The sequence below is a fragment of the Kitasatospora sp. NPDC092948 genome, assembly GCF_044754805.1.
In the GTDB taxonomy this organism is placed as follows: domain Bacteria; phylum Actinomycetota; class Actinomycetes; order Streptomycetales; family Streptomycetaceae; genus Kitasatospora.
Genome location: NZ_JBIVPU010000004.1, coordinates 353525 through 377227, shown reverse-complemented (window position 1 = coordinate 377227; position 23703 = coordinate 353525). Strand labels below are relative to the sequence as shown.

The window sequence follows — 23703 nt, the reverse complement described above, 5'->3', positions numbered from 1 at the left end:
CCGGCGCGGGCGAGAATCCGAACGGACGCCACACCGGCCGGGACGAGAGGCACGCCGTGCAGAACTCCGCTTGGACCTCCGACACCGCCGCCGCCCTCGGCCGCACCCTCGCCGAGGGCGTGGACGGCGGGCTGTACCCCGGCGGCGTCCTGACCGTCGGACAGGCCGGCGTCGGCCGGACCACCGTCGGCCACGGCCTGGTCGCCCCCGAGTGCGGCGACGCCCGGCCCGGCCCGCACACCCGCTACGACCTCGCCTCGCTCACCAAGGTCCTCGCCACCTGGCCGCTGGTCGGCGCCGCCGTCCGCACCGGCCTGCTCGACCTCGACGCCCCGCTGCGCGCGGCGCTGCCGGAACTGCCCTCCCCCGGCGGCGACCTGACCGTCCGACAGCTGCTCACCCACACCTCCGGCCTGTACCCGAAGACCGGACTGGCCCGCTACGAGCACACCGGCCGCCCGCTGATCGAGCACCTGTGCGCGGAGCCGCTGGTCAGCCCGCCCGGCAGTCGGCACCGCTACATCGACCGCGGCTTCATCCTGCTCGGCCTGCTGCTGCCCGCCCTGCTCGGCCGCCCCCTGCACCTGCTCGCCGAGGAGCTCTGGCACGAGCTCGGCCTGACCCGCACCGCCTACGGCCCGCTGCCCCGCCACCCGCAGCTCGCCCCGACCGAGCAGCGGCTGCGCGACGCCCCCCGCACCTGGGGCGCCCCGCACGACCCGAGCGCCGCCCTGCTCGGCGGGGTGGCCGGCCACGCCGGGGTGTTCTCCTGCACCGACGACCTCGCCGCCTACGCCGAGCACCTGCTGACCGGGGCGAGCCCGCTGGCCGACTGGTTCGCCGAGAGCCGCCGCCCCTGCGCCGCCGTGGAACCCGGCCTGCACCGCGGCCTCGCCTGGCTGGTCACCGCCGACGGCTCGGTCGCCTACCACCACGGCTTCACCGGCACCAGCCTGTTCCTGGCCCCGGCCACCGGCCGCTACGTGGTGCTCTGCACCAACGCCGTCTACCACGGCTGGGACCGGGCCCGGCTGTCCGACCTGCGCACCCTCGCGCTGCGCGCGCTCGCCCCGTGAGGAGCCGCCCTCAGCGCAGCGGCTTCCACTGCCCGCCGGCCAGCACCGTCAGCACCTCCCGGTGGCGGAGCCGGCCCGGGCTCGGACGGGCGGGCGCGGCGGCGAGCAGCGCGATGTCGTCCTCGGCCGGATCCGGGGCGCCGGCCAGCACCGCGTCCAGCAGCCGGTCCGGACTGGCGCCGGCGGGCAGCCGGCGGGCGGTGAGCCGCTCCAGCGAGCGGTCGATGTCCTCGTCGCGGCGCTCCACCAGGCCGTCGGTGTACAGCAGCAGGGTGTGGTCCGGCGGCAGCACCGCGATGCTCGGGACGTAGCCGTTCTGCCCGGTGCCGAGCGGCGGGCCGGGCTCCACCGGCAGCAGCGTCACCTCGCCGTTCGGGCGGACCACGGCGGGCGGCAGGTTGGCGGCGCTGGCGAAGCAGTAGCGGCCGCGGGCGGGTTCGGCGTACACCACCAGGCAGGTGGACGGGCGGTAGTCGTGCACGTCGCCGGCCAGGCCGTCCATCCGCACCAGCAGGCGGTCGGCGCTCGGCTCCAGCAGCGCCATCGCGCGCAGCATCGCCTGGTAGTGGCTCATGTGGGCGGCGGCCTCGATGCCGTGGCCCATCACGTCGCCGATCGCCAGCACGGTGCGGCCGTCGGGCAGCGCCACCGTCTCGTACCAGTCGCCGCCGATCAGGGCGCTGGTGCCGGCCGGACGGTAGCGGAAGGCGACCGTGAGGTCGGGGTGCGGGCTGCCGGGTTCGGCGAGCATGGCGCGCTGCAGGTCGACGGCGACGGCGTGTTCGCGGCTGTAGCGCCGGGCGTTGTCGAGGTTGATGGCGGCGCGCACCGCGAGGTCCTGGGCGGCGACCGCGTCGTCCTCGTCGAAGCCCGGGGACGGGTCGGCGCGCAGCAGGGTGACGGTGCCGATCCGGTGGCCGCGGGCGGTGAGCGGCACCACCAGGCCCGAGTGGATCCGCAGCGCCCGGAGGTCGGCGATCCGCTCCGGGTTGGGGGCGGTGCGGCGCAGGTCGGCCTCGGGCAGCAGGTTCTCGATCACCGGGCGGCCCTCGGCCAGGCAGCGCGGCACGGCGGAGCCGGGCCGGTAGTCGACGTACTCGCCGCGTTCGCCGACCTGGCGGACCTGCTCCAGCAGGTCGGGCTTGGCGGCGATCGCGGCGCGCAGCAGCCGGGTGCCGCCGTCGGGAAGCGTGCGGGCGTGCCGGCTGTCGGGGTGCGGGAGCAGTTCGACGGTGGCGGCGTCGGCGAGGTTGTCGATCAGGAAGGCGGCGAGTTCGCCGCAGGTGGTGTCCACGTCGAGGGTGGTGCCGATCCGGGTGGCGGCCTGGTCGAGCAGGGCGAGCCGGGCCCGGGCCTGTTCGAGTTCGTGCTGCTGCCGGTGGGCGGCGGTGACCTCCAGCAGGATGCCGACCAGCCCGATCGGCCGCCCGTCCTCCTCCAGCCGGTGGTAGGCGCCGTGCCAGTGGCGCAGGTGCTGCGGGGAGCCGGCCCGGGTGTGGCCGCTGGAGATGATCTCGCGGGGGCGGCCGTCGGCGAGCACGGCGCGCAGCAGGTCCTCGCGGGTGTCGAGGCCGGGCAGCAGCTCGCCGGCGGTGCGGCCGAGGTGCTCCTCGGCGGGGACGCCGTTCATCACGGCCAGCGCCGGGTTGACGTAGCGGAAGCGCAGCCGGGTGTCGAGGACGACGACGCCTGCGGGCGTGCCGTCCAGCACGTGGCGGAGCGGCTGCGGCAGGTCGTTCCAGCGGGTGTCGGCCATGGCTGCGGCACCTCCTCGCCGGGCGCCCGGGCACTGTGACCAGTAAACACAGGGCGCGGGACGGGGGCGATCCGGTACGCGACGGGGCCGCCGCAGGCGGGTTCGCGGGGGGTGCGCGAGGGGTTCGCGGGCGTCGGAGAAGTCACCCGAACGGGGTCGTCCGGTGTGCCCCGGCGGGTGGTCGGGCCGAGGGTCGACACAGGTCCACTTCGGCCAAGGAGGCCCCATGAGCTCGTCCGTCGGCCCCACCCCGGCACCGTCCGGGCCACGCAATTCACCTGGCACCGGGCACAGCCCCTGGGTGCCCGGGATGGTGCTGTTCGCCGGTGTGCTGATGCTGGTGGGCGGCCTGCTGGAGCTGTTCCGCGGGATCATGGCGGTCGCGCGGGACGACATCTTCGTGACCACTCCCCGGTACGTCTTCAAGTTCGACCTGACCTCCTGGGGCTGGATCCACGTGGTGGTCGGCGCGCTGGTCGCACTGACCGGCATCTTCGTGATCAGGGGCGTGGTCTGGGCCCGGATGGTCGGTGTCGTCATCGTGTCGATCAGCGTGCTGGACTCCTTCCTCGCCATCCCCTATTACCCGCTGTGGTCACTGGTGGTGATCGCGCTGGACGTCTTCGTCATCTGGGCGCTGTGCGCCTATCACGACGCCTGAACCGCCGTGCCGCGCCGGCCGAACCGCCGCGGCGCGCAGCCTTGAGCGCCGCGGCGCGGCCCACCGGCCGGGGCCGGTGACCTGCTCCCACGGGGGGCGGGCCACCGGCCCCGGCGGTTCGTCGGCCGGGCGTCACTTGCTCAGCGCGGCGACACCGGCCTGGGCGAACTTCTCGTCCTGGTCGGCGCTGGGGGCGCCGGCCACGCCGACGGCCGCGATCGGGGCGCCCTTCAGCTGGACCGGGGCGCCGCCGCCGAGGAACAGCGTGCCGGGGATGTCCTTCAGGTTCGGGGCCTGGGCCAGGCGCTTCACCAGCTCGGAGGTCGGGGCGTTCCAGGACACCGCGGTGTAGGCCTTGCGCTCGGCCGACTCGAACGACTGCGGGCCGGCGCCGTCGCCGCGCAGCTCGACGATCACGTTGCCGTTCCGGTCGACGACCGCGACGGAGATCTTCTGGCCCTCCTTCGCCGCGGCGTCCAGGCTGGCCTGGGCGGCCTTGGTGGCGGCCTCGACCGTCAGGTGCGGGGTCTCGTAGGTGTTCTTGTTCTGGACGTCGGACGAGGCGGCGGTGGCGGGGGCCGCGTTCGGCGTCTCGGCGTTGGCGGAGACGGCGCCGACCACGCTCGCGCCGATCGCGGCCACCGCGACGGCACCGGTGACAACGCGGGTACGGGTGCTCAGCTTCTTCATCTTCGGCTCCTGGATCGGTGGTTGGGCACCGGACTGCTGGAGTGCTCCGGCTCGCTCTCCATGGTTCGCGGCCGGACCCCCGCCGCGGATCGGCGAACCGGCTCGATGGGCGGAGCAAGATGGACGACAACCGTGTCAGCCGATCGGTTGATGTGCGCCCCCCGATCCGCGGGCACCATCCAAGTGCCGGCACCGCCGGCCGGCGCCGAACAGATGCGAAGGGAGGTCGGCCACCATGCGTTACCCGCTGTCCCGGGCGGCCGACCCGGACGCCGGCTGGCTGGCGGCCGTCATGCGGCTGGTCTTCGTCCTGCTGCTCGGCACCTCGCTGACGCGCTACCTCACGCACCATCTGGCCAGCCCGCTGGCCCCATGGGTGATCGCGCTGAGCATCACCCTCGCCGCGGGGCACCTGTCCGGCCTCTCCGAGCGGCGGCCCGCCTGGCTGGCGGCGGTGCTGGCCAACTGGGCGGTGCTGGTGCTGATGGCGCCCAGCTTCGCCTGGTGCGCCGTCCCGCTGGTGTACACGGTGCTCCGGGCCTTCCCGCCCCGGACGGCGATCCCGCTGGTGACGGTGCTCACCGCGCTGGTGACGGCGGCCCAGCTGAGGCTGCCGGGGGCCGATCCGACGATGGTTCTGCTGCCTCCGGCCGTCGCCGCGCTGGCCACCGCGGTGTTCCTGTACATGCAGCGGCAGGGCGCCCGGCAGCGGAAGCTGATCGTCGACCTGATCCGGGCCCGGCGGGAGCTGGCCGCGGTGGAGCGCCGGCAGGGCGCGCTGTCCGAGCGGGAGCGGCTGTCCGTCGAGATCCACGACACGCTCGCCCAGGGCCTGTCCAGCCAGCAGATGCTGCTGCAGGCCGCCGATCTCGCCTGGGAGCAGGACGCGGCGGCCGCCCGCGGCCATGTCCGGACGGCCGCGGCGATCACCGCCCGGAACCTCGCCGAGGCCCGCCGCTTCGTGCGCGACCTCGCCCCGGCCGACCTCGCCGATCAGGGCACCCTGGAGGCCGCGCTGGCCGCGCTGGCCGAACGGGAGGCGGCGGAGAGCGGCCTGCCGGTCCGCTTCCAGCTGGACGGCAGCCCGGTGCCGATGCCGGCCGCCGCGCAGTCCGCGCTGCTGCGGATCGCCCAGGGCGCGCTGGCCAACACCCGGGAGCACGCCCGGGCCCGCCGGGCCTCGATCACGCTGTCCTACCTGGGCGACCAGGCGGTGCTGGACGTCGCGGACGACGGCCGCGGCTTCACCCCGCCGTCCGGCGGCCCGGGCGGCCCGGCGGCCCCGGCCGGCGGGCGGGGGCACGGGCTGCCGGCGATGCGGGCCCGGCTGCGGCAGCTGGGCGGCACGCTCACCGTCGAGTCGGCCCCGGGCGAGGGCACCGTGGTCTCGGCGGCCGTCCCGCTGGAGAGCCCACCGGAGGTCCGCTGACACCACGCCGCCCGCGCCGCACCCGCTCGCACCACCCGCACCGCACCGGCGCGCACCACCGCACCACCCGCACCGCGCCCGCTCGCACCACCGCACCACCCGCACCGCCCGGCACCGCACGGAGGGTCCATGAACGACAACGACAAGGTCAGGCTGCTGATCTGCGACGACCACGCGATGGTCCGGGCCGGGCTGCTGGCGCTGCTCTCCAGCGACGGCGCGATCGAGGTGGTCGGCGAGGCCAGCACCGGCGAGGAGGCGGTGGCGCTGACCGCCCGCCTGCAACCCGACGTGGTGCTGATGGACCTTCAACTGGGCGACGGCATCGACGGGGTGGAGGCCACCCGGCGGATCCTGGCGGGTCCGGGCGACAGCCACGTGCTGGTGCTGACCACCTTCGACACCGACGCCGACATCAGCCGGGCCGTCAACGCGGGTGCGACGGGCTACCTGTTGAAGGCGGAGCGCCCGGCCGAGCTGTTCGCCGCGATCCGCTCGGCGGCGGCCGGCCGGCCGGCGCTGTCCCCGCCGGTGGCGTCCCGGGTGATGGCCCGGATGCGCTCCCCCCTGCCCCAACTCACCGACCGCGAACAGGACATCCTCGACCAGCTCGGCCAGGGCCTGGGCAACCGGGAGATCGCCCGGGCGCTGTTCATCAGCGAGGCCACCGTCAAGACCCACCTCGGCCGGATCTACGCCAAGCTCGGCGTCGACACCCGCTCCGGCGCGGTCGCGATCGCCAAGGAGCGCCGCCTGCTGCGCTGACCGAACGCTGGGCGAACGCTGAACGGCAGCTGACCGAAATCGGACGACGGCCCACCTCTCGGACAACTGAAGATCAAATCGGACGCGTCCGAAGCCTTGCCACGCACAGTGAGCAGAAGTCAGTATTCCTACCGGCCGGTAGTCCTGACGGAACGACGGCCCCGGAGAACGCAGAACTGGCTGGAGTGGGTGTGGCGGCACCTGGACCGGCAGATGTGACGCGAACGCGTAACATGCGCGAAATCCTCTGCTCACCCTCTCCTTGCCGATCCGTCGTCCGAGGACGAAACGGTTTGGCCGGAACCGACGTCATGAAAGGCGGACGCGCACCATGCCGACCGCATCAAGCCCACCCGAGCCGCGGCGCCGTCTCGGCGAGCACGGGCTCGCCTGGGCGTTCCTGCTGCCCTCGGTAGTGGTCTTCGCGCTCTTCATCCTCTATCCGCTGGGGCGCACCTTCTACCTGAGCGCACACGCCAACGACCTGTTCGGCGCGCCCTCCAAGTTCGTCGGGATGAAGCACTACACCGACCTGCTCGCCTCCGCCGACTTCGGCCGCACCCTGGTCACCACCGGGCTGTTCGTGCTGTTCACGGTGGTCCCCGGAGTCCTCGGGGCGCTGCTGCTGGTCCTGCTGATGGAGGGTCGGATCCGCGGCGTGCGGCTGCTGCGGTCCGCCTTCGCGCTGCCGTTCGCGTTCTCGGTGGCGAGCGCCTCGGTGGTCTTCTCGGTCTTCTACAACCCCGCCAGCGGCGTGCTCAACGGGCTGCTGTCGAACATCGGCCTGGGCCCGGTGGGCTGGCTGACGGACAGCCAGTACGCGCTGATCTCCATCGCGATCTCCACGATCTGGATGAACCTCGGCTACAACGTGCTGGTGCTCTCCGCGGGCATCGGCTCGATCCCGGGCGAGGTCCTCGAGGCCGCCCGGCTGGACGGCGCGTCCGGCCTGCGGCTGGCCCGGTCGATCACCGTGCCGATGCTCGGCCCCAGCCTGTTCTTCCTGGTGGTGATCTCCACCGTGAACGCGCTGCAGAGCTTCGGTCAGATCCACATCCTCACCAAGGGCGGCCCGGACGGCGCCACCCGCACCCTGGTGTACTCCGTCTACGAGAAGGCGTTCGCCTACGGCTCCAGCGACTTCGGCACCGCCAGTGCGCAGGCCGTGGTGCTGATGCTGGTCGTGCTGTGCTGCACCGCCGTGCAGTTCGGAGTCCTGGAGCGGAAGGTGCACTACGCATGACCACCCTCGCCAAGACGCCCGCCGTCGCCGACCCCGTCCGCCCCGCCCGCCGGGCGCTGCACCTCCGTTCCGCGCTGGGCCGGGCCGGGGTCTACGCGGTGCTGGCCGTGGCCGTGCTGACGGTCGTCTTCCCGGTCTACTACGTCTTCGCCGGCGCCTTCATGCGCCCGGACGAGATCGCCAGCTACCCGCCGGCGATGATGCCGCACTCGGTCACCGGGGAGAACTTCTCCGGCGCCGTGCACGCCATTCCGCTGTTCCGCCAGTACGGCAACTCGATGCTGGTGGCGGGCCTGATCACGCTGGCGCAGCTGTTCACCTCGGTGCTCGCCGCGTACGCCTTCGTGTTTCTGCCGATGCGCGGGCGGAACATCGTGTTCGGCCTGTTCCTGGCCACCCTGATGGTGCCGTGGGAGGCCATCATCATCCCCAACTACCTGACGCTGTCGGGCTGGGGGCTGGGGAACACCTACTTCGGACTGGTGCTGCCGTTCCTGGCGTCCGGGTTCGGGACGTTCATGCTGCGGCAGTCGTTCCGTCAGTTCCCGGGCGAGCTGCGGGACGCCGCCCGGATCGACGGGGCGGGCCACTGGCGGTTCCTGTGGCGGATCCTGGTGCCGCTGAACAAGCCGGCCCTGGCGGCGCTCGCCATCTACGTGTTCCTGTCCTCCTGGAACCAGTACTTCTGGCCGCTGATCATCACCCGCACCGCCGACATGCAGACCCTGCAGATCGGTCTGACCTCGCTGCGGGACTCCGAGATCGCCGACCCCGGCCTGATCATGGCCGGCGTGGTGCTGTCGCTGCTGCCCACGCTCGCCCTGGTGCTGTTCGGCCAGCGGTTCATCGTCCGCGGGCTGACCGCGGGCGCGGTCCGCTGACGGACGTTCGACTCCCTTTGCACGACCCACCGCTCCCGGTACCCACCCTCGCAGAAGAGAGAGAACCCGTGAAGAGAAGTGCCCGCGCGCTCGCCGCGCTGCTGGTGTCCGGCCTGGCCCTGACCGCCTGCAGCTCGAACGGCTCCGGCGGCTCCTCCGACGGCGCCGGCGCCCCGGCCGCCTCCGCGCTGGACCAGGCGTCCGGCGTGACCACCATCGAGTTCTGGCACTCGATGACCGGCAAGAACGCCGAAGCGCTGACCGCCCTGGTGAACCAGTTCAACACCGCCCACCAGGGCAAGATCGAGGTCAAGCCGCTGTTCCAGGGCACCTACGACGACCTGATCGCCAAGTACAAGGCCTCGGTGCAGCAGAAGGCCACGCCCGCGGTGGTGCAGGTCTACGACATCGGCAGCCGCTTCATGGTCGACTCGCAGCAGATCGTCCCGGCGCAGGCCTTCGCCGACAAGGACGGCTACTCGCTGGACGACCTGCAGGAGAACATCCGCAACTACTACTCGTTCGGCGGCAAGCTCCAGGCGATGCCGTTCAACTCGTCGATGCCGCTGCTGTACCTGAACGAGGACGCCTTCAAGGAGGCCGGCCTCGACCCGGCCAAGCCGCCCACGACGCTCGCCGAACTCGGCGAGATGGCGCAGAAGCTGACCAAGAAGGACGAGAGCGGCAAGACCGTCCGGTACGGCTTCGGCGCGGCCATCTACGGCTGGTTCGTCGAGCAGCTGCTGGCCGAGAACGGCGCGCTGTACTGCGACGCCGACAACGGCCGCTCCGGCAAGGCCGGCAAGGTCACCTTCGACTCCGCCAAGGGCGCCGAGATCGTCCAGTGGTGGGCCGACCTGGTCAAGGGCGGCTACGCGGCCAACACCGGCCGGCAGACCCCGGACGCGCAGGCCGCGTTCAAGGCCGGCACGGTCGCCATGCACCTGGAGTCCACCGGCGTGCTGCGCGGCTACAGCGAGGCCGCCAAGTTCACCGTCGGCACCGCGGCGTTCCCGAAGACCGCCGCCGGCGACCAGGGCGGCCCGATCATCGGCGGCGCCTCGCTGTGGATCTCCGGCCCCGGCCACTCCGACGCCCAGAAGCGCGCCTCCTGGGAGTTCGAGAAGTTCCTCACCGCCCCCGAGCAGCAGGCCGCCTGGCACACCGGCACCGGCTACTTCCCGGTCAACACCAAGGCGCTGGACCTGCCCGCCGACAAGGAGTGGGTCGGCAAGTACCCGCAGTTCCAGACCGCGATCGACCAGCTGAAGGCCACCAAGCCCACCGCGGCCACCGCCGGCTGCGCGCTCGGTGTCATGCCGCAGGCCCGCAAGGGCGTGGAGACCGCGATCGAGCAGACCATCGCGGGCACCAAGACCGCTCAGCAGGCGCTGACCGACGCCGCCAAGGAGCTCCAGCCCGCCATCGAGAGCTACAACAGCTCGGTGGGCTGACCTCGCTGACACCCCGCTGACACCGAAGGGCCCGGTCGCCGTACGGCGGCCGGGCCCTTCGGCACGGAAAGCGGTCCGGGCCCGAGGGCCCGGAAAGCGGCGGACGAGTCGGCCTGTACGCCGGGTTCTGTCTCCCGGGTTGCTTGCGCGGCCCAGGGAGGCGGCCATCCATCTAGGGCTGCCGTTGCCGACAGCCTCGTGCGGTCTACCCGCGAATTCGGGCGAGCAGCCCTCGAACATCCGCGCACGACACCCGAGGGTGTCGATCTTGACCTTGCTCCGAGTGGGGTTTACCTAGCCGGCCGAGTCACCTCGGTCGCTGGTGGTCTCTTACACCACCGTTTCACCCTTACCCACCACCGAAGCGGTGGGCGGTCTGTTTTCTGTGGCACTGTCCCGCGGGTCACCCCGGGTGGGCGTTACCCACCACCCTGCTCTGTGGAGCCCGGACGTTCCTCGGCGGGCCCCATAGGGACCCGACGCGACCGCCCGGCCGGCTCGTCCGCCGTAATGGTCATGGTAGCCGCTCCGCAGCAGCTCCCCGTACGCCGCCCGGCGCCGGGTCGAAGCGGGCCGCCACCCGGGCCGCGGAGGCGGCGGCCCACGGGGTGGTGGTGACCAGGCCGAGGACGGCGACCGTCAGGCCCAGGCCGGCGATGATCCACCAGCCGGTGTGGGTGGCACCGGTGAAGTCGCCGGCCGAGGCGACCGCGCCGGCCACCACCGTGCCGATCACCGCGACGCCCAGCGACTGGCCGACCTGCCGGCTGGTGGAGGCCACCGCGGCGGCCACCCCGGCCTGGGCCAACGGCATGCCGGAGACCGCCGAGTTGGTGATCGGCGCGTTCACCATGCCGAAGCCCAGCCCGAACAGCGCGTACGCGGGCAGCAGCAGGAACGCCGAGGAGTCGGCCGCCAGCCCGGTCAGCAGCACCCCGCTGGCGGCGATCGCCGCACCGGCCACCAGCAGCGGCAGGCGCGGGCCCCGGCTGCCGACGATCCGGCCGGACAGCGGGGCGGTGAGCAGGGTCAGCCCGGCCATCGGCAGCGTCCACAGGCCCGCCACCACCGGGCTGTAGTGCCGAACGTTCTGCAGGTAGAGCGTGTTCAGGAACAGGAAGCCGGCCAGCGCGGCGAACGCGCACACCGCGGTGACGGTGGCCCCGGTGAACGGGGCGCTGCGGAAGAACCTCGGGTCGATCAGCGGGTCCGGCACCCGCCGCTCCCAGACCGGGAACACCAGCAGCGCGACCAGGGCGACCGCCGCCAGCGCCAGGATGACCGGCGAGGTCCAGCCGTGCGAGGGCCCCTCGATGATCACGGTGGTGCCGCAGCCCAGCAGCAGCACCATCAGCACCTGGCCGACCGGGTCCAGCCGGCGGGGCCGCGGCGACCGGGACTCCGGGACGTGGCGGTACGTCAGCACCCAGGCCGCCAGGCCGACCGGAATGTTGATCAGGAAGATCGACGGCCAGCCCGCGCTGTCCACCAGGAATCCGCCGATCAGCGGCCCGAGCGCCATGCTGATGCCGACCACGCCGCCCCACACGCCGATCGCCTGCGCCCGCTCCTTCCGGTCGGTGAAGGTGTTGGTGATGATCGACATCGCCACCGGGTTGAGCATCGACCCGCCGACCGCCTGCACCGCGCGGAACGCGATCAGCCAGCCCAGGCTCGGGGCCAGGCTGCACAGCAGCGAGCCGAGCACGAACAGCAGCAGCCCGGCCTGGAACACCCGCTTGCGGCCGATCCGGTCGGCGACCGAGCCGGACAGCATCAGCAGCGAGGCCAGCACCAGCGTGTAGGCGTCGATCACCCACTGAAGACCGGAGGCGGGCGCGTCCAGGTCGTGCTGGATGGCGGGCAGCGCGATGTTCACCACCGTGTTGTCCAGGCCGACGATGAACAGGCTCAGACAGCAGATGGCCAGGACGAGCAGCCGGTGACGGCGGTCGGTGACAGCGATCGATCGGCTCATGACCCGATCATCGCATCGGCCCCGGCCACCTTCTAAGGCGCTTATGCGTCGGGCACCAGCGCGAACCGGACGGTACGGGTGCCCGGGTCGGCCACGGTGAGCCGGACGGTCACCCGCCGGCCCAGCGGCAGCCGGTCGGCCGCGTCGCACTTGGCGACCACCGCGGGCCGCCGCAGCTGCACCGTGCCGACGGTGGGCCGGCGCTCGTCCACGTCGATCACCACCGCCGGGAAGTCCTCACCCTCCCGGCCGCGCAGCAGCTCCGCCTCCACCAGGTCCACACAGGCCCGCTCCACCGCGTGCGCCCGACGGTCGCCGCCCGCCATCAGCCCCGGCACCAGCGGCAGCGCGTCCCGCACCCAGCCCGGCACGTCGGCACCGCCGGCCACCGCCGCGCAGACCTCCAGCGCGAACCGGTCGCCCAGCCGGCGCAGCGGAGCGGTGCAGTGCGCGTAGGGGGCGGCCAGCGCGGCGTGCCCGGGGTCGGCGGGCGGGACGGTGCCGCGGGCGGCGTCGAACGCGTGGTAGCCCGCGCCGCGCAGCAGGCCGGTGCACTCGTTCAGGAACGCGGCGTCGGCGGTGCGGGACGGGTCGAGCGAGCGGATCAGCTGCGGGTAGGGCATCCCCTCCGGCCACGGCACGCCCAGCGCGGCGGCGACCCGGCGCAGCCGCTGGTAGGCCGGCTCCGGGGCGGTGGGCAGGGTGCGCAGCAGGCCCGTCCCGGCGTCCAGCATCAGGGCGGCGGCGGCCATGCCGGTGAGCAGCGAGAGCTGCGCGTTCCAGCCGTCGGCGGGGCGCGGCGCGCGGTAGCCGAGCCGGTAGCCGCCGTTGACGGCCGTCACCTCCTGCTCGGGGATCGGCAGGCTGACCCCGCCTCGGGCCTGCTCCTGCGCCTCGCGGAGCCGGCCGATCTCGGCGAGCAGGGCGAGCTGCTCGTCGGCGCGGCCCGCGTCGATCCGGCCCTGGACGGTGGCGTAATCCAGCCGGCGGCGCGAACGCACCTGGGCGCGGCGCAGGTCGGCCAGGACGAGGGCGCCGTCGGCGTCCAGGTCGAGCTGCCAGAGCAGGGCGGGCCGCAGCTCGCCCGGCAGCAGGCTGGCCGCGCCCTCGGAGAGCCGGGCCGGGTGCAGCGGGACGTTGCCGTCCGGGAAGTACAGCGTCTGGACGCGGCGGCGGGCCTCGGTGTCGATCGCGCCGCCCGGGGAGACGTGGGCCGCGACGTCGGCGATCGCGTAGTGCACCCGGTAGCCGTCGCCGCGGCGGGTCAGGTGCATGGCCTGGTCGAGGTCGCGGGAGCCCGGCGGGTCGAGGGTGAACAGGTCGAGGTCGGTGGCGTCGAACTCCGGCAGCCGGGGCAGTGACGCGGCCCGGTCGGCCTCCGCGAGCACCTCCGGCGGCCAGTCGGTGCGGACCTCCAAACTGCTTCTGAGGTCGGCGAGTTCGGCGTTGATCCTGGCGGTCTGGGCGGCCCGGACGCTGAGGTGTCGGCGCGGCATGGTCGCAGCGTAAGACGCAGTAGCGTGGTCGACGGCACCGGCCCGGGTGTGAAGCCGGTTGCGGCGCACGGGCTTTGGCCGTGGGAAGGGGTGGGGGCCGTGACGGGTCGGAAGTGGCCGGCGCCGGTTGCGAAGTGCCAGTGCTGCGGGGGTGGGACAAGTCGGCCTGTACGCCGGGTTCTGTCTCCCGGAGTGCGGGCCACGGCGGGGGTCGTCGCCGGCACGCTGGCCGCGCTGGGCGGGCTGCACGCGGTGTGGGCGCGTTCGCCGTGGCCGTGCCGCGACCGCGAGCAGTTCGCCGACCTGGTCGTCGGCGTCACCCCGGACCGGCTCCCGTCCCCGCAGGCCTGCCTGGGCGTCGCGGGCATGCTCGGCGCCGGCGCGTACCTGGTGGCCGCCCGCGGCGGGCTGCTGCCCGCCGTGGGACCGCGCCGGCTCCCCGCCGTCGGCAGCGCGGGCGTCGCCGCCGTCCTGCTGGCCCGCGGCTCCGTCGGCCCGCTCCTGTTCGGCACCGGCCGCGTCCCCCGCACACCCCGCTTCGTCCGCCTGGACCGCCGGGTGTACGCCCCGCTGTGCGCGGCCCTCGGCGCAGGGGCGGCGCTGGTCGCCGCCAACGGGCGCCAGGTGGACTGAACGGGTCCCGGGGGGCACCCTCCCGGCCGAAGGCTGGGGGCGCGTTGTGGGGCGGGCGCGGGCTCGAAGGCAGGCCCTGGGCCCTCGTGGCAGCGCCGAGGCCGCGCGCTGCCCGGCCGTCCGCGCCCGAAGCGGGCTGCCGTCGGAAGGCCCCGCAGGTCGTTAGGGTTGTCGGGGTCTGCTGTGGGTCGTTGAAAGGTGTCGCCGTGCTGGTTCTGCTGCCGCCGTCGGAGGGGAAGGCCGCGCCGGAGGCGGGTGTGCCGGTGGAGGTGGCGGGCCTTTCGTTGGCAGGCCTGACCGGGGCGCGGGAGAAGGCGCTGACGGCGCTGGTGGAGCTGTGCTCGGGGGACGAGGAGCGGGCCGCCGAGGTGCTGGGGCTGAGCAAGGGGCTGCGCGGGGAGGTGGCCAAGAACGCGGGGCTGCTGACTGCGGGGGCCCGGCCGGCCGGCGAGGTGTACACGGGGGTGCTGTTCGACAACCTGGGCCTGGCGAAGCTGGACGAGCAGGCGTACGCCCGGGCGGAGCGTTCGCTGCTGGTGTTCTCCGGCCTGTGGGGTGCGGTGCGGATCGGCGACCGGATCCCGCCGTACCGCTGCGCGATGGGCGTGAAGCTGCCGCCGCTGGGCGCGCTCGGCCCGTACTGGCGGGCGGTGATGGACGGCGTGCTCCCGGAGGCGGCCGCGGACGGCCTGGTGCTGGATCTGCGCAGCTCGGCGTACGCGGCGGCGTGGAAGCCGGCCGGTGAGGTGGCGGGCCGGACGGCGACGGTCCGGGTGTTGCAGGAGCGCGAGGTGGACGGGGTGCTGAAGCGCAGCGTGGTGAGCCACTTCAACAAGGCGACCAAGGGCCGGCTGGTGCGCGACCTGCTGGCGGAGGGCCTGGAGCCGTCCTCGCCGGGCGAGTTGGTCGATGCGCTGGCACAGCTCGGCCACCGGGTGGAGGTCGCGGCGCGCGGCACGGCCCGCAAGCCGTGGCAGCTGGACGTCGTGGTGACGGACGTGCACTGACACGCGCGTCGCTGGCTCCGTCGGTCGCGAACGTGCGCTGACACGCACGTCCCAGACTTCGCCGGTCGCAAACGTGCATTGACACACGCCTCGCAGACTTCGTCGGTGACAGACGTGCAGCGGCACGCACGTGGCTGACTTCGTCGGTGACGGACGCGCAGCGACGCGCCCGTCACCGACGAGGTCAGCGCAGGTGCGAGGTGTCGTTGAGCAGCCGCAGCGACGCGTTGCCGTCGCTGTAGTACTGGACGGCGCACAGCGAGGCCGCGGAGAGTTCCATCCGGTGCACGGCGTCCGGCGGGGCGCCGAGGGCGAGTCGCACCAGCACCTTGATCGGGCTGACGTGCGAGACCACCAGGACGGTCTTGCCGGGGTAGCGGGCGAGGATCCTGTCGCGGGCCTGCCCGGCCCGGTGGGCGAGGGTGGTGAGCGACTCGGCGCTGCCGGTGGGCTTGGCCTTGGCGGAGTCGAAGAAGGCGCTCAGGTCCTCGGGGTGGCGTTCCATCACCTCGGCGTAGGTGAGGCCTTCCCAGTCGCCGAAGTCGAGTTCCCGCAGGCCTTCCTCGATCCGGACGTCCAGGCCGAGCCGGCGGGCGGCGGCCTCGGCGGTCTGCCGGGTGCGGAGCATCGGCGAGGAGACCACGGCCTGCACGGTGCCGCGGGCGGCGAGCGCCTCGGCGACGCGTTCGGCCTGCCAGACGCCCTTCTCGGAGAGGCCCGGGTCGCTGCCGGTGCTGCCGGAGAACTGCCGGAGCGGGGTGAGCGGGGTCTCGCCGTGCCGCAGGAACACCAGGGTGGTGGGCGTGCCGAGGTCGGCGGGAGCGGCCCAGCCGGCCCGGGGGGCGGGTGCGGCGGGCAGCGGTTCGTCCACGACGGCGGCGGCCGGGGCGGCGGCGCGGGGCTTGGGCTCCCACTGGCGGCCCTGCTTGCCGGCGTCCATCGCCTCGTTGGCGAGCCGGTCGGCCTCCTTGTTCTTCTCCCGGGGGATCCACCGGTAGTCGACCTTGCCGCGGGCGGCGACGGAGCGGGCCTCGGCGGCCAGCGGCTGCATGTCGGGGTGCTTGATCTTCCAGCGGCCGGACATCTGCTCGACGACCAGCTTGGAGTCCATCTCGACCAGGATCCGGGCGTCCGGGTCGAGGTCGCGGGCCGCCTTCAGGCCGGCGATCAGGCCCTTGTACTCGGCGACGTTGTTGGTGGCCCGCCCGATGTATTCGGCGGCCTCGGCCAGGATCTCGCCGGTGCGGGCGTCGAGGACCACCGCGCCGTAGCCGGCCGGCCCCGGGTTGCCCCGGGAGCCGCCGTCGGCCTGAACGATGAACTGGGCTTCGGCCACCGGGTCAGACGCCCGACTCGCCGGTGCGGACCAGGATCCGGCCGCAGTTCTCGCAGCGCAGCACCTTGTCGGTGGGCTCGGCCTTGATCGCGTTGAACTCGGTGATCGAGAACTCGGTGCGGCAGCCCTCGCAGCGGCGCTGGTACAGGCGGGCCGCGCCGACGCCGCCCTGCTGCTCGCGCAGGCGCAGGTAGGCCTTCATCAGGTCGGCGGGGATGACGTTGGCGACGGCCTCGCGGTCGCGGCGGACCTTCTCCGCCTCGCCGTCGATCTCGGCGAACTTGGCGTCGCGGCGGCCCTCGGCCTCGGCGACCACCACGGCGGAGTGCTCCAGGCGGGCGGTGAGCTCGGTGACCCGGGTCTGCGCGGACTCCAGGCGCTCCATCACCTCCAGCACCACGTCCTCCAGGTCGCCCTGGCGCTTGGCCAGCGAGGTGTTCTCGTGCTGGAGGTTCTCCAGGTCCTTCGGCGAGGTGACCGCGCCGGAGTCCATCCGCTGCTGGTTGCGGGCGGCCCGGCTGCGGACCTGCTCGACGTCCGCCTCGGCCTTGGCCTGCTCGCGGGTGGTGTCGCCGAGCTGGGCCTGGGCGGCGACCACCAGGTCCTTGAGGGCGGTGTGGTCGGCGGTGGCCTTGTCGATCTCGGCGTGCTCGGGCAGGGTGCGGCGCCGGTGGGCCAGCTGGTCGAGACGGGAGTCGATGGCCTGCAGGTCGAGCAGGCGGATCTGGTCGGCGGGCGCGGCGTTCACGCGGGAGGGCTCCTGTTGAGTTGGTTCGGCGGGAGGTCAGGGGGCGTACGGCATCGGCGCGTGCGCCGTCCACGGGTCGGTGACCCGGGTGGAGACGCGGGTCTCCAGCGACCAGCTGCGGCCGGTGGCGCGGCTGGTGAGCTCGCGGGCGGCGAGCGTGAGCCAGGGCCACTCGGTGGCCCAGTGCGCGGCGTCGACCAGGGCGACGGGCGCCGCCTCGGTGGCCTCGGACGCGGGGTGGTGGCGCAGGTCGGCGGTGAGGTAGGCGTCCACGCCGGCCTTGCGGGCCTCGGCGAGGAAGGAGTCGCCGGAGCCGCCGCAGACCGCGACCCGGCGCACCTGCTGCTCCGGGTCGCCGGCGGCCCGGACGCCCGCCGCGGTGGCGGGGAGTCCGGCGGCGACCTGGGCGGCGAACGCGCTCAGCGTCATCGGCTGCGGGAGTTCGCCGATCCGGCCGCTGCCCCGGCGGCCTGCCGGGTCGGTCGGGTCGGCCACCAGCGGGCCGGTGACCTTCAGCCCGACGGCCTCGGCGAGGGCGTCGGAGACGCCCGGGTCGGCGTGGTCGGCGTTGGTGTGTGCGACGTGCAGCGCGATGTCGTGCTTGATCAGGGTGTGCACCACCCGGCCCTTGAAGCCGGTCGCGGCGACCGTGGTGGTGCCGCGCAGGTAGAGCGGGTGGTGGGTGACCAGCAGGTCGGCGCCCCATTCGACGGCCTCGTCCACCACGGCCTGCACCGGGTCGACGGCGAACAGCACCCGGCCCACTTCGGCCTCGGGATCGCCGCAGACCAGGCCCACCGCGTCCCAGGACTCCGCCCACTGCGGCGGGTAGATCTCTTCGAGCACGGCGATGACGTCGGACAGTTTCGGCACCTGTCGAGACTACCGCGTGCCACGGCCCCGCCCGGCCGGGCCCGCCTGCCACCCGCGCTGTGGACGGCCCGCACACCTGCGCGTCAACGCGGTGTCGAGCGACGGAACGGGGCGCGGACGGCGTTCCGGCGGGCCGGCGGACGGCACAGGGGCCGGTGGGCACGCGGAACGCCCTATCCACACGCCCCGGGGCGAACGTATTCGAAAACCAATTTTGATCACCCTTACGAGTGAAGTGACCCGGCCGGTGTTGAGTCACCCCCTCCTCGAAAGTAACTTCAGTTCTGCGAACGAGAGTTGCCTCGACCGGGGGGTCGAAAAAGGGCGACCGGCCGGAAATTCCAACGGAATTCGGCCGGCGCGGGCGAGCCTCTCGTGACTTCCGCAGACCGTGACCGGTCGAGTCCACCGTGAAGGGGTGTGAAGCAGATGGGGGCGGGCACACCGCTGCGCAGGACAGGGGGGCCGGTGCCGGTCGACGACGAGCCGACTGCGGACGGCACGTTGGTGGAGGTGGCGCGGGCGGCCGTGATCGGCAGCAGGGCCCGGGGAGGCGACGGCGACTGGACGGTCGCGGTCGAGGGCTTCTGGTGCACGGTGCGGCCGCCCGGCCGTGACCTGCCCGAGCAGGGCTGGAAGCTGCACGTCGCCGCGGCCTCCCCGGTCGCGGCCGAGGTCCTGACCGCGGTCGCCGCGGTGATCGCCGAGGACCCGTGCGCGTTCAAGTTCGCCGCGGACCGCGAGCGCGTGCACGAAATCAATTCGCGCAACAGTGACCGGGCCTCGGCCGGAAAATTCCTCACCGTCTACCCGGACGGCGACGAGCAATTCCGCCGACTCGCCGAGAAACTCCACCTGGCCACCGCGGGAATGCCCGGGCCGGCGATTCTCTCCGACCGGCCGTACCGCCCCGGCAGCCTGGTGCACTACCGCTACGGCGTCTTCACCGGCCGCGCGGTGCTCGGCCACGACGGCGCGTACCGCTCGATGCTGCGCGGCCCGGCCGGCGAGCCGGTCGAGGACGTCCGCACCGCGTCCTACCGCCGCCCGCCGTGGGTGGCCGACCCCGTCGAGGGGGCGGGATCGACCACAAGCACGGGCACGGGCACGGGCACGGCCGCAGGCACGGGCACGGCCGCAGGCACGGGCACGGCCGCAGGCAGGGGCATGGCCGCAGGCACGGGCACTGGCACTGGCACTGGCACGGCGACGAACGGGCGGCGGGCCGGCGTGTTGCTGGACGGCCGCTGGGCGCTCACCGCCGCACTGCGGCACAGCGCCAAGGGCGGCGTGTTCCTGGGCACCGACCCGGCCACCGGCGCCGAGGTGGTGGTCAAGCAGGCCCGCGCCCACATCGAGGTCGACCGGGCCGGCACCGACGCCCGCCGGGCGCTGCGGCACGAGGCCGAGCTGCTCGGCCGACTGGCCGACAGCGGCTTGACACCGCAGGTGCACGCCCTGGTCGAGCAGCAGGACTCGCTGTTCCTGGTGCAGGAGCGCATCCCCGGCCAGGCGCTGGGCAGCTGGGTCGCCGCCCGGCTGCGGCACGACGGCACCCCGGACGTCTCGTGGGCCGAGGCCGGTCCGCTGGCGTCGGCGCTGATCGACCTGGTGGAGCGCGTCCACGGGCGCGGGCTGGTGCTGCGCGACCTCTCCCCCGGCAATGTGCTGGTCCGGCCGGACGGCGCCGTCCGCCTGGTCGACCTCGAACTCACCGTCCCCGCCGGAACGCTGGCCGGCACCGCCGGCACCCCCGGGTACCGCGCCCCCGAGCAGTCCGGCCGGCACCGCACCGGCCTGGCCGCCCCCGCCGCCGACCTGTACGCGCTCGGCGGCCTGCTCTTCCTGCTCGCCACCGGCCACGATCCGCTGCTGCCGGGCGAGCGGTCACTCGCCGCCTGGCTGGCGTCGGCCGCCCGCGCGGGCGACACCGCCCGCCGGCTGGCCCCGCTGGTGCTCGGACTGCGCGACGAGGACCCCGACCGACGGTGGAGCCTGGCCCGCGTCCGGCAGGAACTCGCCGCACCCGCCCGACCCGCAGCATCGCCGCCATCCCCCGAGGACGACGACCCCGACCGGCGATCAAGCCTCGCCCGCGTCCGACAGGAACTCGCCGCACCCGCCCGACCCGCAGCATCGCCGCCATCCCCCGAGGACGACGACCCCGACCGGCGATCGAGCCTCGCCCGCGTCCGGCAGGAACTCGCCGCACCCGCCCGACCCGCAGCATCACCGCCACCGCCCGAGGACGACGACCCCGACCGGCGATCGAGCCTCGCCCGCGTCCGGCAGGAGCTCACCGCACCCGCCCGACCCGCAGCATCGCCGCCATCCCCCGAGGACGACGACCCCGACCGGCGGTCGAGCCTGGCCCGCGTCCGGCAGGAGCTCGCCACACCCGCCCGACCCGCAGCATCACCGCCACCGCCCGACCCGGACCGTCTGCTGCACGACGGGTTTCAGCACCTGGCGGCCACCGCCACCCCGCAGCGGACCGACCGGCTGTGGCCGACCGTCCCCGGTGGGCAGCTCACCGACCCGTGCAACGTGCAGCACGGCGCCGCCGGCGTCCTCGCCGTGCTGGCCCGGGCGAGCCTCGCCCCGCTGCCCGAACCCGTCCGCGCACAGGCCCGGGCCACTGCCGCGCAGGCCGCCGACTGGATCGAACGGCGCTGCGCCGCCGAACCCGTGGTGCTGCCCGGCCTGCACTTCGGCCGCTCCGGCGCCGCCTGGGCGCTGTTCGACGCCGCGGAGGCCCTCGACGACCCCGGCCTCGCCGAGCGGGCAGCGAAGACCGCGCTCGACGTTCCCCTGGTCTGGCCGAACCCGGACGTCTGCCACGGCGCAGCCGGGGCCGGCTTCCTCCAGCTGCGCGCCCACCGCGCCACCGGGGCAATCGAGTTCCTCGACCGGGCCGCGCACTGCGCCCGCACCCTGTTGGCCGCGGCCCGCACCGAGCCGTACGGCACGGTCTGGCCGGTGCCCGCCGACTTCGACTCGGCGCTGGCCGGGGCGGTGCACCTCGGCCATGCCCACGGGGTGGCCGGCGTCGGGGCCTTCCTGCTGGCCTGCGCGGAGCGCCTGAGCGAGGCAGAACTCACTTCCTCCGCCGACGAGTTGACGGCCGGGGCGGGGCTGGCGGTGCAGACCCTGGTCGCGACCGCGCGGTGGGACGGCGAGGCCGCGTGGTGGCCGCAGAGCCACGGCGACCCGGCGCACGTCCGGCTGGCGCACTGGTGCAGCGGCTCCTCCGGGGTCGGCAGCTTCCTGATCCGTTACTGGCAGGCCACCGGCGACGACCGCGCCCTCCGGCCGGCCCGGGCCGCCGGTCGCGCCGTCCTCAACGCCCGCTGGCACAGCGGGGTGTCCGCCTGCCACGGCCTGGCCGGCAACGGCGAGTTCCTGCTCGATCTGGCCCTGGCCACCGGCGAGGACCGCTTCCGGGACGGCGCCGAGGAGATCGCCCGGCTGATCGCCGACCGCGCCGCTGTACGCGACGGACTGCTGGTCCTCCCCGACGAGACCGGCAGCGCCGCCACCCCCGCCTACGGCACCGGCACCGCCGGCCCGCTCGCCTTCCTGCTCCGCCTCCGCCACCCGGGCCCCCGCCTGTGGTCCGACCCGGAGCCGCCGGGCGGGCGTCAACGGCCTCTGTCCCACCGTCCCGCAGGAGGACCTCGATGAGCACCGCGACTGTGCGCACCGCGCACCAGGCGTTGCGGCGGCTGAGCTTCACGTTCGCCGGGGACGGCTCGTTCGCCGCCTGCCTGGCGGCCGGGGCCGACGGCGGCTGGTACGTGGAGAGTTGGCGGCTGCCGGACCGGGGGATCGCCGTCCCGGTGCCGTTGGCGCTGCCGGACGGGCGGGCCGAGAGCCTGCGGTCGCAGCTGGTCGCGCTGCCGGACGGGCGGGTGGTGGTGTGCCGGCACGACGGCGACCGGCACACGCTGGTCGTACTGTCGCTCGGCGAGCCGGGCCGCCCGGCGTCCGAACTCCCGCTCGCCACGCTGCGGTTGCCCGGCCTGCGGATCCTGGCGAGGCCCGGGTCGACCCAGGCGCCGTCCGTGGTGCTGCTGGGCACCGACACCCGTCCGGTGACCACGGTGTGGCTGCTGGCGGCGGACGGCTCCGCGCCGCGCCAGGTGGCCGAGCTGTCGGGGCTGTACGGCGGCGGGGTGTGGCTGGACGGGGCGGGCCGGCTGCTGGCGCTGGACCGGGTGGCCGACGGGATGGTGAAGACCGTCGTGCTCGACCTCGAACTCGGCTCGACGACACCGCTGTTGGAGCTGGGCGCGAGCAGCAACGACCGGCTGGTGCTGTTCGATCCGGCGTCGGGTTTCGGGATGCTGCGCAGCGACGCGCCGGGCGTGGACCGGCTGGGCTGGGCGCTGATCGGCGGCCCCGAGCCGGTGCGTTTCCCGGACTGCCTGCACCGGCCGGGCCGGCTGCTGCGGCCGATCGCGCTCGCCCCGGACGGGCCGGGCACGGAGCCCCGGGTGGCGCTCCAGGTGGATCACGGCGCGACGTCCTCGCTGGTGCTGTGGCAGCCGGGCAGCGGGCGGCTCGATCCGCTGCCGGTGCCGCCGGGGCGGCTCGGCGCGGTCGGCCACTGGTCGGCGGCGGGCCTGCGGATGCCGTACTCGGCGCCGGACCGCCCGGCGGCCCTGGGCACCCTGGACGTGGACGCGCCGCCTGCGACCCCCGCACCGCCCAACGGCCTGCTGTCGCAGGACAGTTCGCCGGCGCGCTGGCGGCTGGACGGCTCGGCGCCGCCCAGTGACGGCGGCCGGTGGCGGTCGGCGCAGTGCGTGACGCTGGCCGGTCCGGCCGGTCCGGTCGAGGCGGTGGTGTACGGCGGCGAGCAGTGGCTGTCCGCGCCGCACCTGGTGCTGGCGCTGCACGGCGGTCCGGCGGACGTCTGGCGGCTGGAGTTCGACCCGGCGCTCCAGCGGATGGCGGCGCAGGGCCTGGCCGTCCTCGCCCCGAACCAGCGCGGTTCGACGGGCTACGGCACGGAGTTCGCCATGGCGATCCGCGGGGCGTGGGGCGGCCCGGACCTGGACGACGTCCTGGCGCTGCTGGAGGGCGTGGCGGGGCATCGGGCCGCGCTGGGCCTGGAGCCGCCGGCCCTGTTCGGCGTCAGCTACGGGGCGTTCCTGGCGCTGCTGGCGACGGCGCACGCGCCGGCCGGGACGGTGTCGCGGTGCGCGGTGGTGGCGCCGTTCCTGTCGGGCGAGCGGCTGCTGGCGGAGGCGTCGGCCCCGGTGCGGGCGCTGACCACGCGGCTCGGCGGCGACCGGCCGATCGACGACGCCCGGGGCCCGCGCGACGTCCTGCACCTCGCGGACCGGCTGCGTGCTCCGCTGCTGGTGGTGCACGGCGACCGCGACGAGGTGGTGCCGGTCGGTCAGTCGCGGTCGCTGCGGCACGAGCTGCTGCGCCTCGGCCGGACCGAGGGCGCGGACTTCCGGTACGTGGAGGCGGCGGGCGCGGGGCACGAACTGCTCGCCGAGGAGGGCGCGGCCGTGCTGCACGAGCTGCTGGCGGGCTTCCTGCTCACCGGCAGACCGGCCTGACGGGCCGTATCCCGCACCACTGACCCTCAGAAGACTTCCCGCCGCGCGCGGGGGCCCGCCGGCCTGCCCGGCGGCGGCCCGGAGCGCGCGCCGGCGGGGCC

18 protein-coding genes and 1 other RNA gene are annotated in these 23703 nt (G+C 74.4%); 11 read left to right on the top strand and 8 right to left on the bottom strand.

From position 1 onward, the window contains the following. Window positions 1-56 precede the first annotated feature (56 nt). On the top strand, window positions 57-1076 hold the full coding sequence (locus tag ACIQF6_RS15355) for a serine hydrolase domain-containing protein (protein WP_400894589.1): 1020 nt from the start codon (window positions 57-59) through the stop codon (window positions 1074-1076). Window positions 1077-1086: 10 nt separating this feature from the next. Here ACIQF6_RS15355 and ACIQF6_RS15350 read toward each other — a convergent pair whose 3' ends face one another. Continuing rightward, entirely contained in the window at window positions 1087-2832 is a 1746-nt protein-coding gene (locus ACIQF6_RS15350; RefSeq protein WP_400894587.1) for a SpoIIE family protein phosphatase, read from the bottom strand. Between the two features lie 310 nt (window positions 2833-3142). Between ACIQF6_RS15350 and ACIQF6_RS15345 the strand changes: the two genes are divergently transcribed. Continuing rightward, window positions 3143-3493: a hypothetical protein gene (locus ACIQF6_RS15345; protein ID WP_400894585.1), complete on the top strand. Its 351-nt coding sequence runs from the start codon at window positions 3143-3145 to the stop codon at window positions 3491-3493. Window positions 3494-3625: 132 nt separating this feature from the next. On the opposite strand, the gene ACIQF6_RS15340 is transcribed toward ACIQF6_RS15345, so the two are convergent. Next, complete coding sequence (locus ACIQF6_RS15340) at window positions 3626-4183, bottom strand: heme-binding protein (RefSeq protein ID WP_400894583.1); 558 nt, start codon at window positions 4181-4183, stop codon at window positions 3626-3628. Window positions 4184-4418: 235 nt separating this feature from the next. On the opposite strand from ACIQF6_RS15340, the gene ACIQF6_RS15335 reads away from it, so the two are divergent. The 5 genes from ACIQF6_RS15335 to ACIQF6_RS15315 all read left to right on the top strand — a co-directional run bounded on the left by ACIQF6_RS15335 (window position 4419) and on the right by ACIQF6_RS15315 (window position 9955). After that, window positions 4419-5612 (top strand): sensor histidine kinase, encoded by a 1194-nt coding sequence (locus ACIQF6_RS15335; RefSeq protein WP_400894581.1) that lies wholly within the window; start codon window positions 4419-4421, stop codon window positions 5610-5612. A 129-nt stretch (window positions 5613-5741) separates the two neighbouring features. Next, complete coding sequence (locus ACIQF6_RS15330) at window positions 5742-6377, top strand: response regulator (protein ID WP_400894579.1); 636 nt, start codon at window positions 5742-5744, stop codon at window positions 6375-6377. 331 nt (window positions 6378-6708) lie between these two features. Beyond that, a complete protein-coding gene (locus tag ACIQF6_RS15325) occupies window positions 6709-7620 on the top strand; it encodes a carbohydrate ABC transporter permease (RefSeq protein ID WP_400894577.1) in 912 nt (303 codons plus the stop codon). Beyond that, entirely contained in the window at window positions 7617-8501 is an 885-nt protein-coding gene (locus ACIQF6_RS15320; RefSeq protein WP_400894575.1) for a carbohydrate ABC transporter permease, read from the top strand. Before ACIQF6_RS15325 ends, ACIQF6_RS15320 begins: the two co-directional genes overlap by 4 nt. A 68-nt stretch (window positions 8502-8569) precedes the next feature. Beyond that, window positions 8570-9955, top strand: a complete 1386-nt coding sequence (locus ACIQF6_RS15315) for an ABC transporter substrate-binding protein (protein WP_400894573.1) — start codon at window positions 8570-8572, stop codon at window positions 9953-9955. Between the two features lie 100 nt (window positions 9956-10055). Here ACIQF6_RS15315 and rnpB read toward each other — a convergent pair. From rnpB to ACIQF6_RS15300, 3 genes are all read right to left on the bottom strand, one after another. Then, an RNA gene (gene rnpB / locus ACIQF6_RS15310) (RNase P RNA component class A) lies at window positions 10056-10456 on the bottom strand. Between the two features lie 13 nt (window positions 10457-10469). Continuing rightward, the gene (locus ACIQF6_RS15305; protein WP_400894571.1) at window positions 10470-11933 is read right to left on the bottom strand and encodes an MFS transporter; all 1464 of its coding nucleotides are present in this window, start codon (window positions 11931-11933) and stop codon (window positions 10470-10472) included. Between the two features lie 41 nt (window positions 11934-11974). After that, on the bottom strand, window positions 11975-13429 hold the full coding sequence (locus ACIQF6_RS15300) for an RNB domain-containing ribonuclease (protein WP_400894569.1): 1455 nt from the start codon (window positions 13427-13429) through the stop codon (window positions 11975-11977). A gap of 192 nt (window positions 13430-13621) precedes the next feature. Here ACIQF6_RS15300 and ACIQF6_RS15295 point away from each other — a divergent pair, with 192 nt between their 5' ends. Then, window positions 13622-14062 carry a DUF3995 domain-containing protein gene (locus tag ACIQF6_RS15295; RefSeq protein WP_400894567.1) on the top strand — a complete coding sequence of 147 codons (441 nt, stop codon included), beginning with the start codon at window positions 13622-13624 and terminating at the stop codon, window positions 14060-14062. 206 nt (window positions 14063-14268) lie between these two features. Further along, a complete protein-coding gene (gene yaaA / locus ACIQF6_RS15290) occupies window positions 14269-15069 on the top strand; it encodes a peroxide stress protein YaaA (RefSeq protein ID WP_400894565.1) in 801 nt (266 codons plus the stop codon). A gap of 184 nt (window positions 15070-15253) precedes the next feature. On the opposite strand, the gene ACIQF6_RS15285 is transcribed toward yaaA, so the two are convergent. Genes ACIQF6_RS15285 through ACIQF6_RS15275 form a run of 3 tightly spaced genes read right to left on the bottom strand, consistent with a single transcriptional unit; the run spans window position 15254 to window position 18026 of the window. After that, window positions 15254-16405, bottom strand: coding sequence for a bifunctional RNase H/acid phosphatase (locus ACIQF6_RS15285; protein ID WP_400894563.1), 1152 nt, complete (start codon window positions 16403-16405; stop codon window positions 15254-15256). Between the two features lie 4 nt (window positions 16406-16409). Further along, complete coding sequence (locus ACIQF6_RS15280) at window positions 16410-17153, bottom strand: zinc ribbon domain-containing protein (RefSeq protein WP_400894561.1); 744 nt, start codon at window positions 17151-17153, stop codon at window positions 16410-16412. Window positions 17154-17189: 36 nt separating this feature from the next. After that, window positions 17190-18026, bottom strand: coding sequence for a Nif3-like dinuclear metal center hexameric protein (locus ACIQF6_RS15275; protein ID WP_400894559.1), 837 nt, complete (start codon window positions 18024-18026; stop codon window positions 17190-17192). Between the two features lie 468 nt (window positions 18027-18494). On the opposite strand from ACIQF6_RS15275, the gene ACIQF6_RS15270 reads away from it, so the two are divergent. Both ACIQF6_RS15270 and ACIQF6_RS15265 read left to right on the top strand, forming a co-directional pair. Further along, entirely contained in the window at window positions 18495-21710 is a 3216-nt protein-coding gene (locus ACIQF6_RS15270; RefSeq protein ID WP_400894557.1) for a lanthionine synthetase LanC family protein, read from the top strand. After that, on the top strand, window positions 21707-23602 hold the full coding sequence (locus tag ACIQF6_RS15265) for an alpha/beta hydrolase family protein (RefSeq protein ID WP_400894555.1): 1896 nt from the start codon (window positions 21707-21709) through the stop codon (window positions 23600-23602). Before ACIQF6_RS15270 ends, ACIQF6_RS15265 begins: the two co-directional genes overlap by 4 nt. Window positions 23603-23703: the final 101 nt, after the last annotated feature.

Bases quoted from the DNA above. Each gene is read 5' to 3' on its own strand.
- ACIQF6_RS15350 (WP_400894587.1), bottom strand. From the start codon at position 2,832: ATGGCCGACACCCGCTGGAACGACCTGCCGCAGCCGCTCCGCCACGTG.
- ACIQF6_RS15330 (WP_400894579.1), top strand. From the start codon at position 5,742: ATGAACGACAACGACAAGGTCAGGCTGCTGATCTGCGACGACCACGCG.
- ACIQF6_RS15345 (WP_400894585.1), top strand. From the start codon at position 3,143: ATGGTGCTGTTCGCCGGTGTGCTGATGCTGGTGGGCGGCCTGCTGGAG.
- ACIQF6_RS15335 (WP_400894581.1), top strand. From the start codon at position 4,419: ATGCGTTACCCGCTGTCCCGGGCGGCCGACCCGGACGCCGGCTGGCTG.
- ACIQF6_RS15300 (WP_400894569.1), bottom strand. From the start codon at position 13,429: ATGCCGCGCCGACACCTCAGCGTCCGGGCCGCCCAGACCGCCAGGATC.
- ACIQF6_RS15320 (WP_400894575.1), top strand. From the start codon at position 7,617: ATGACCACCCTCGCCAAGACGCCCGCCGTCGCCGACCCCGTCCGCCCC.
- ACIQF6_RS15305 (WP_400894571.1), bottom strand. From the start codon at position 11,933: ATGAGCCGATCGATCGCTGTCACCGACCGCCGTCACCGGCTGCTCGTC.
- ACIQF6_RS15325 (WP_400894577.1), top strand. From the start codon at position 6,709: ATGCCGACCGCATCAAGCCCACCCGAGCCGCGGCGCCGTCTCGGCGAG.
- ACIQF6_RS15340 (WP_400894583.1), bottom strand. From the start codon at position 4,183: ATGAAGAAGCTGAGCACCCGTACCCGCGTTGTCACCGGTGCCGTCGCG.
- ACIQF6_RS15265 (WP_400894555.1), top strand. From the start codon at position 21,707: ATGAGCACCGCGACTGTGCGCACCGCGCACCAGGCGTTGCGGCGGCTG.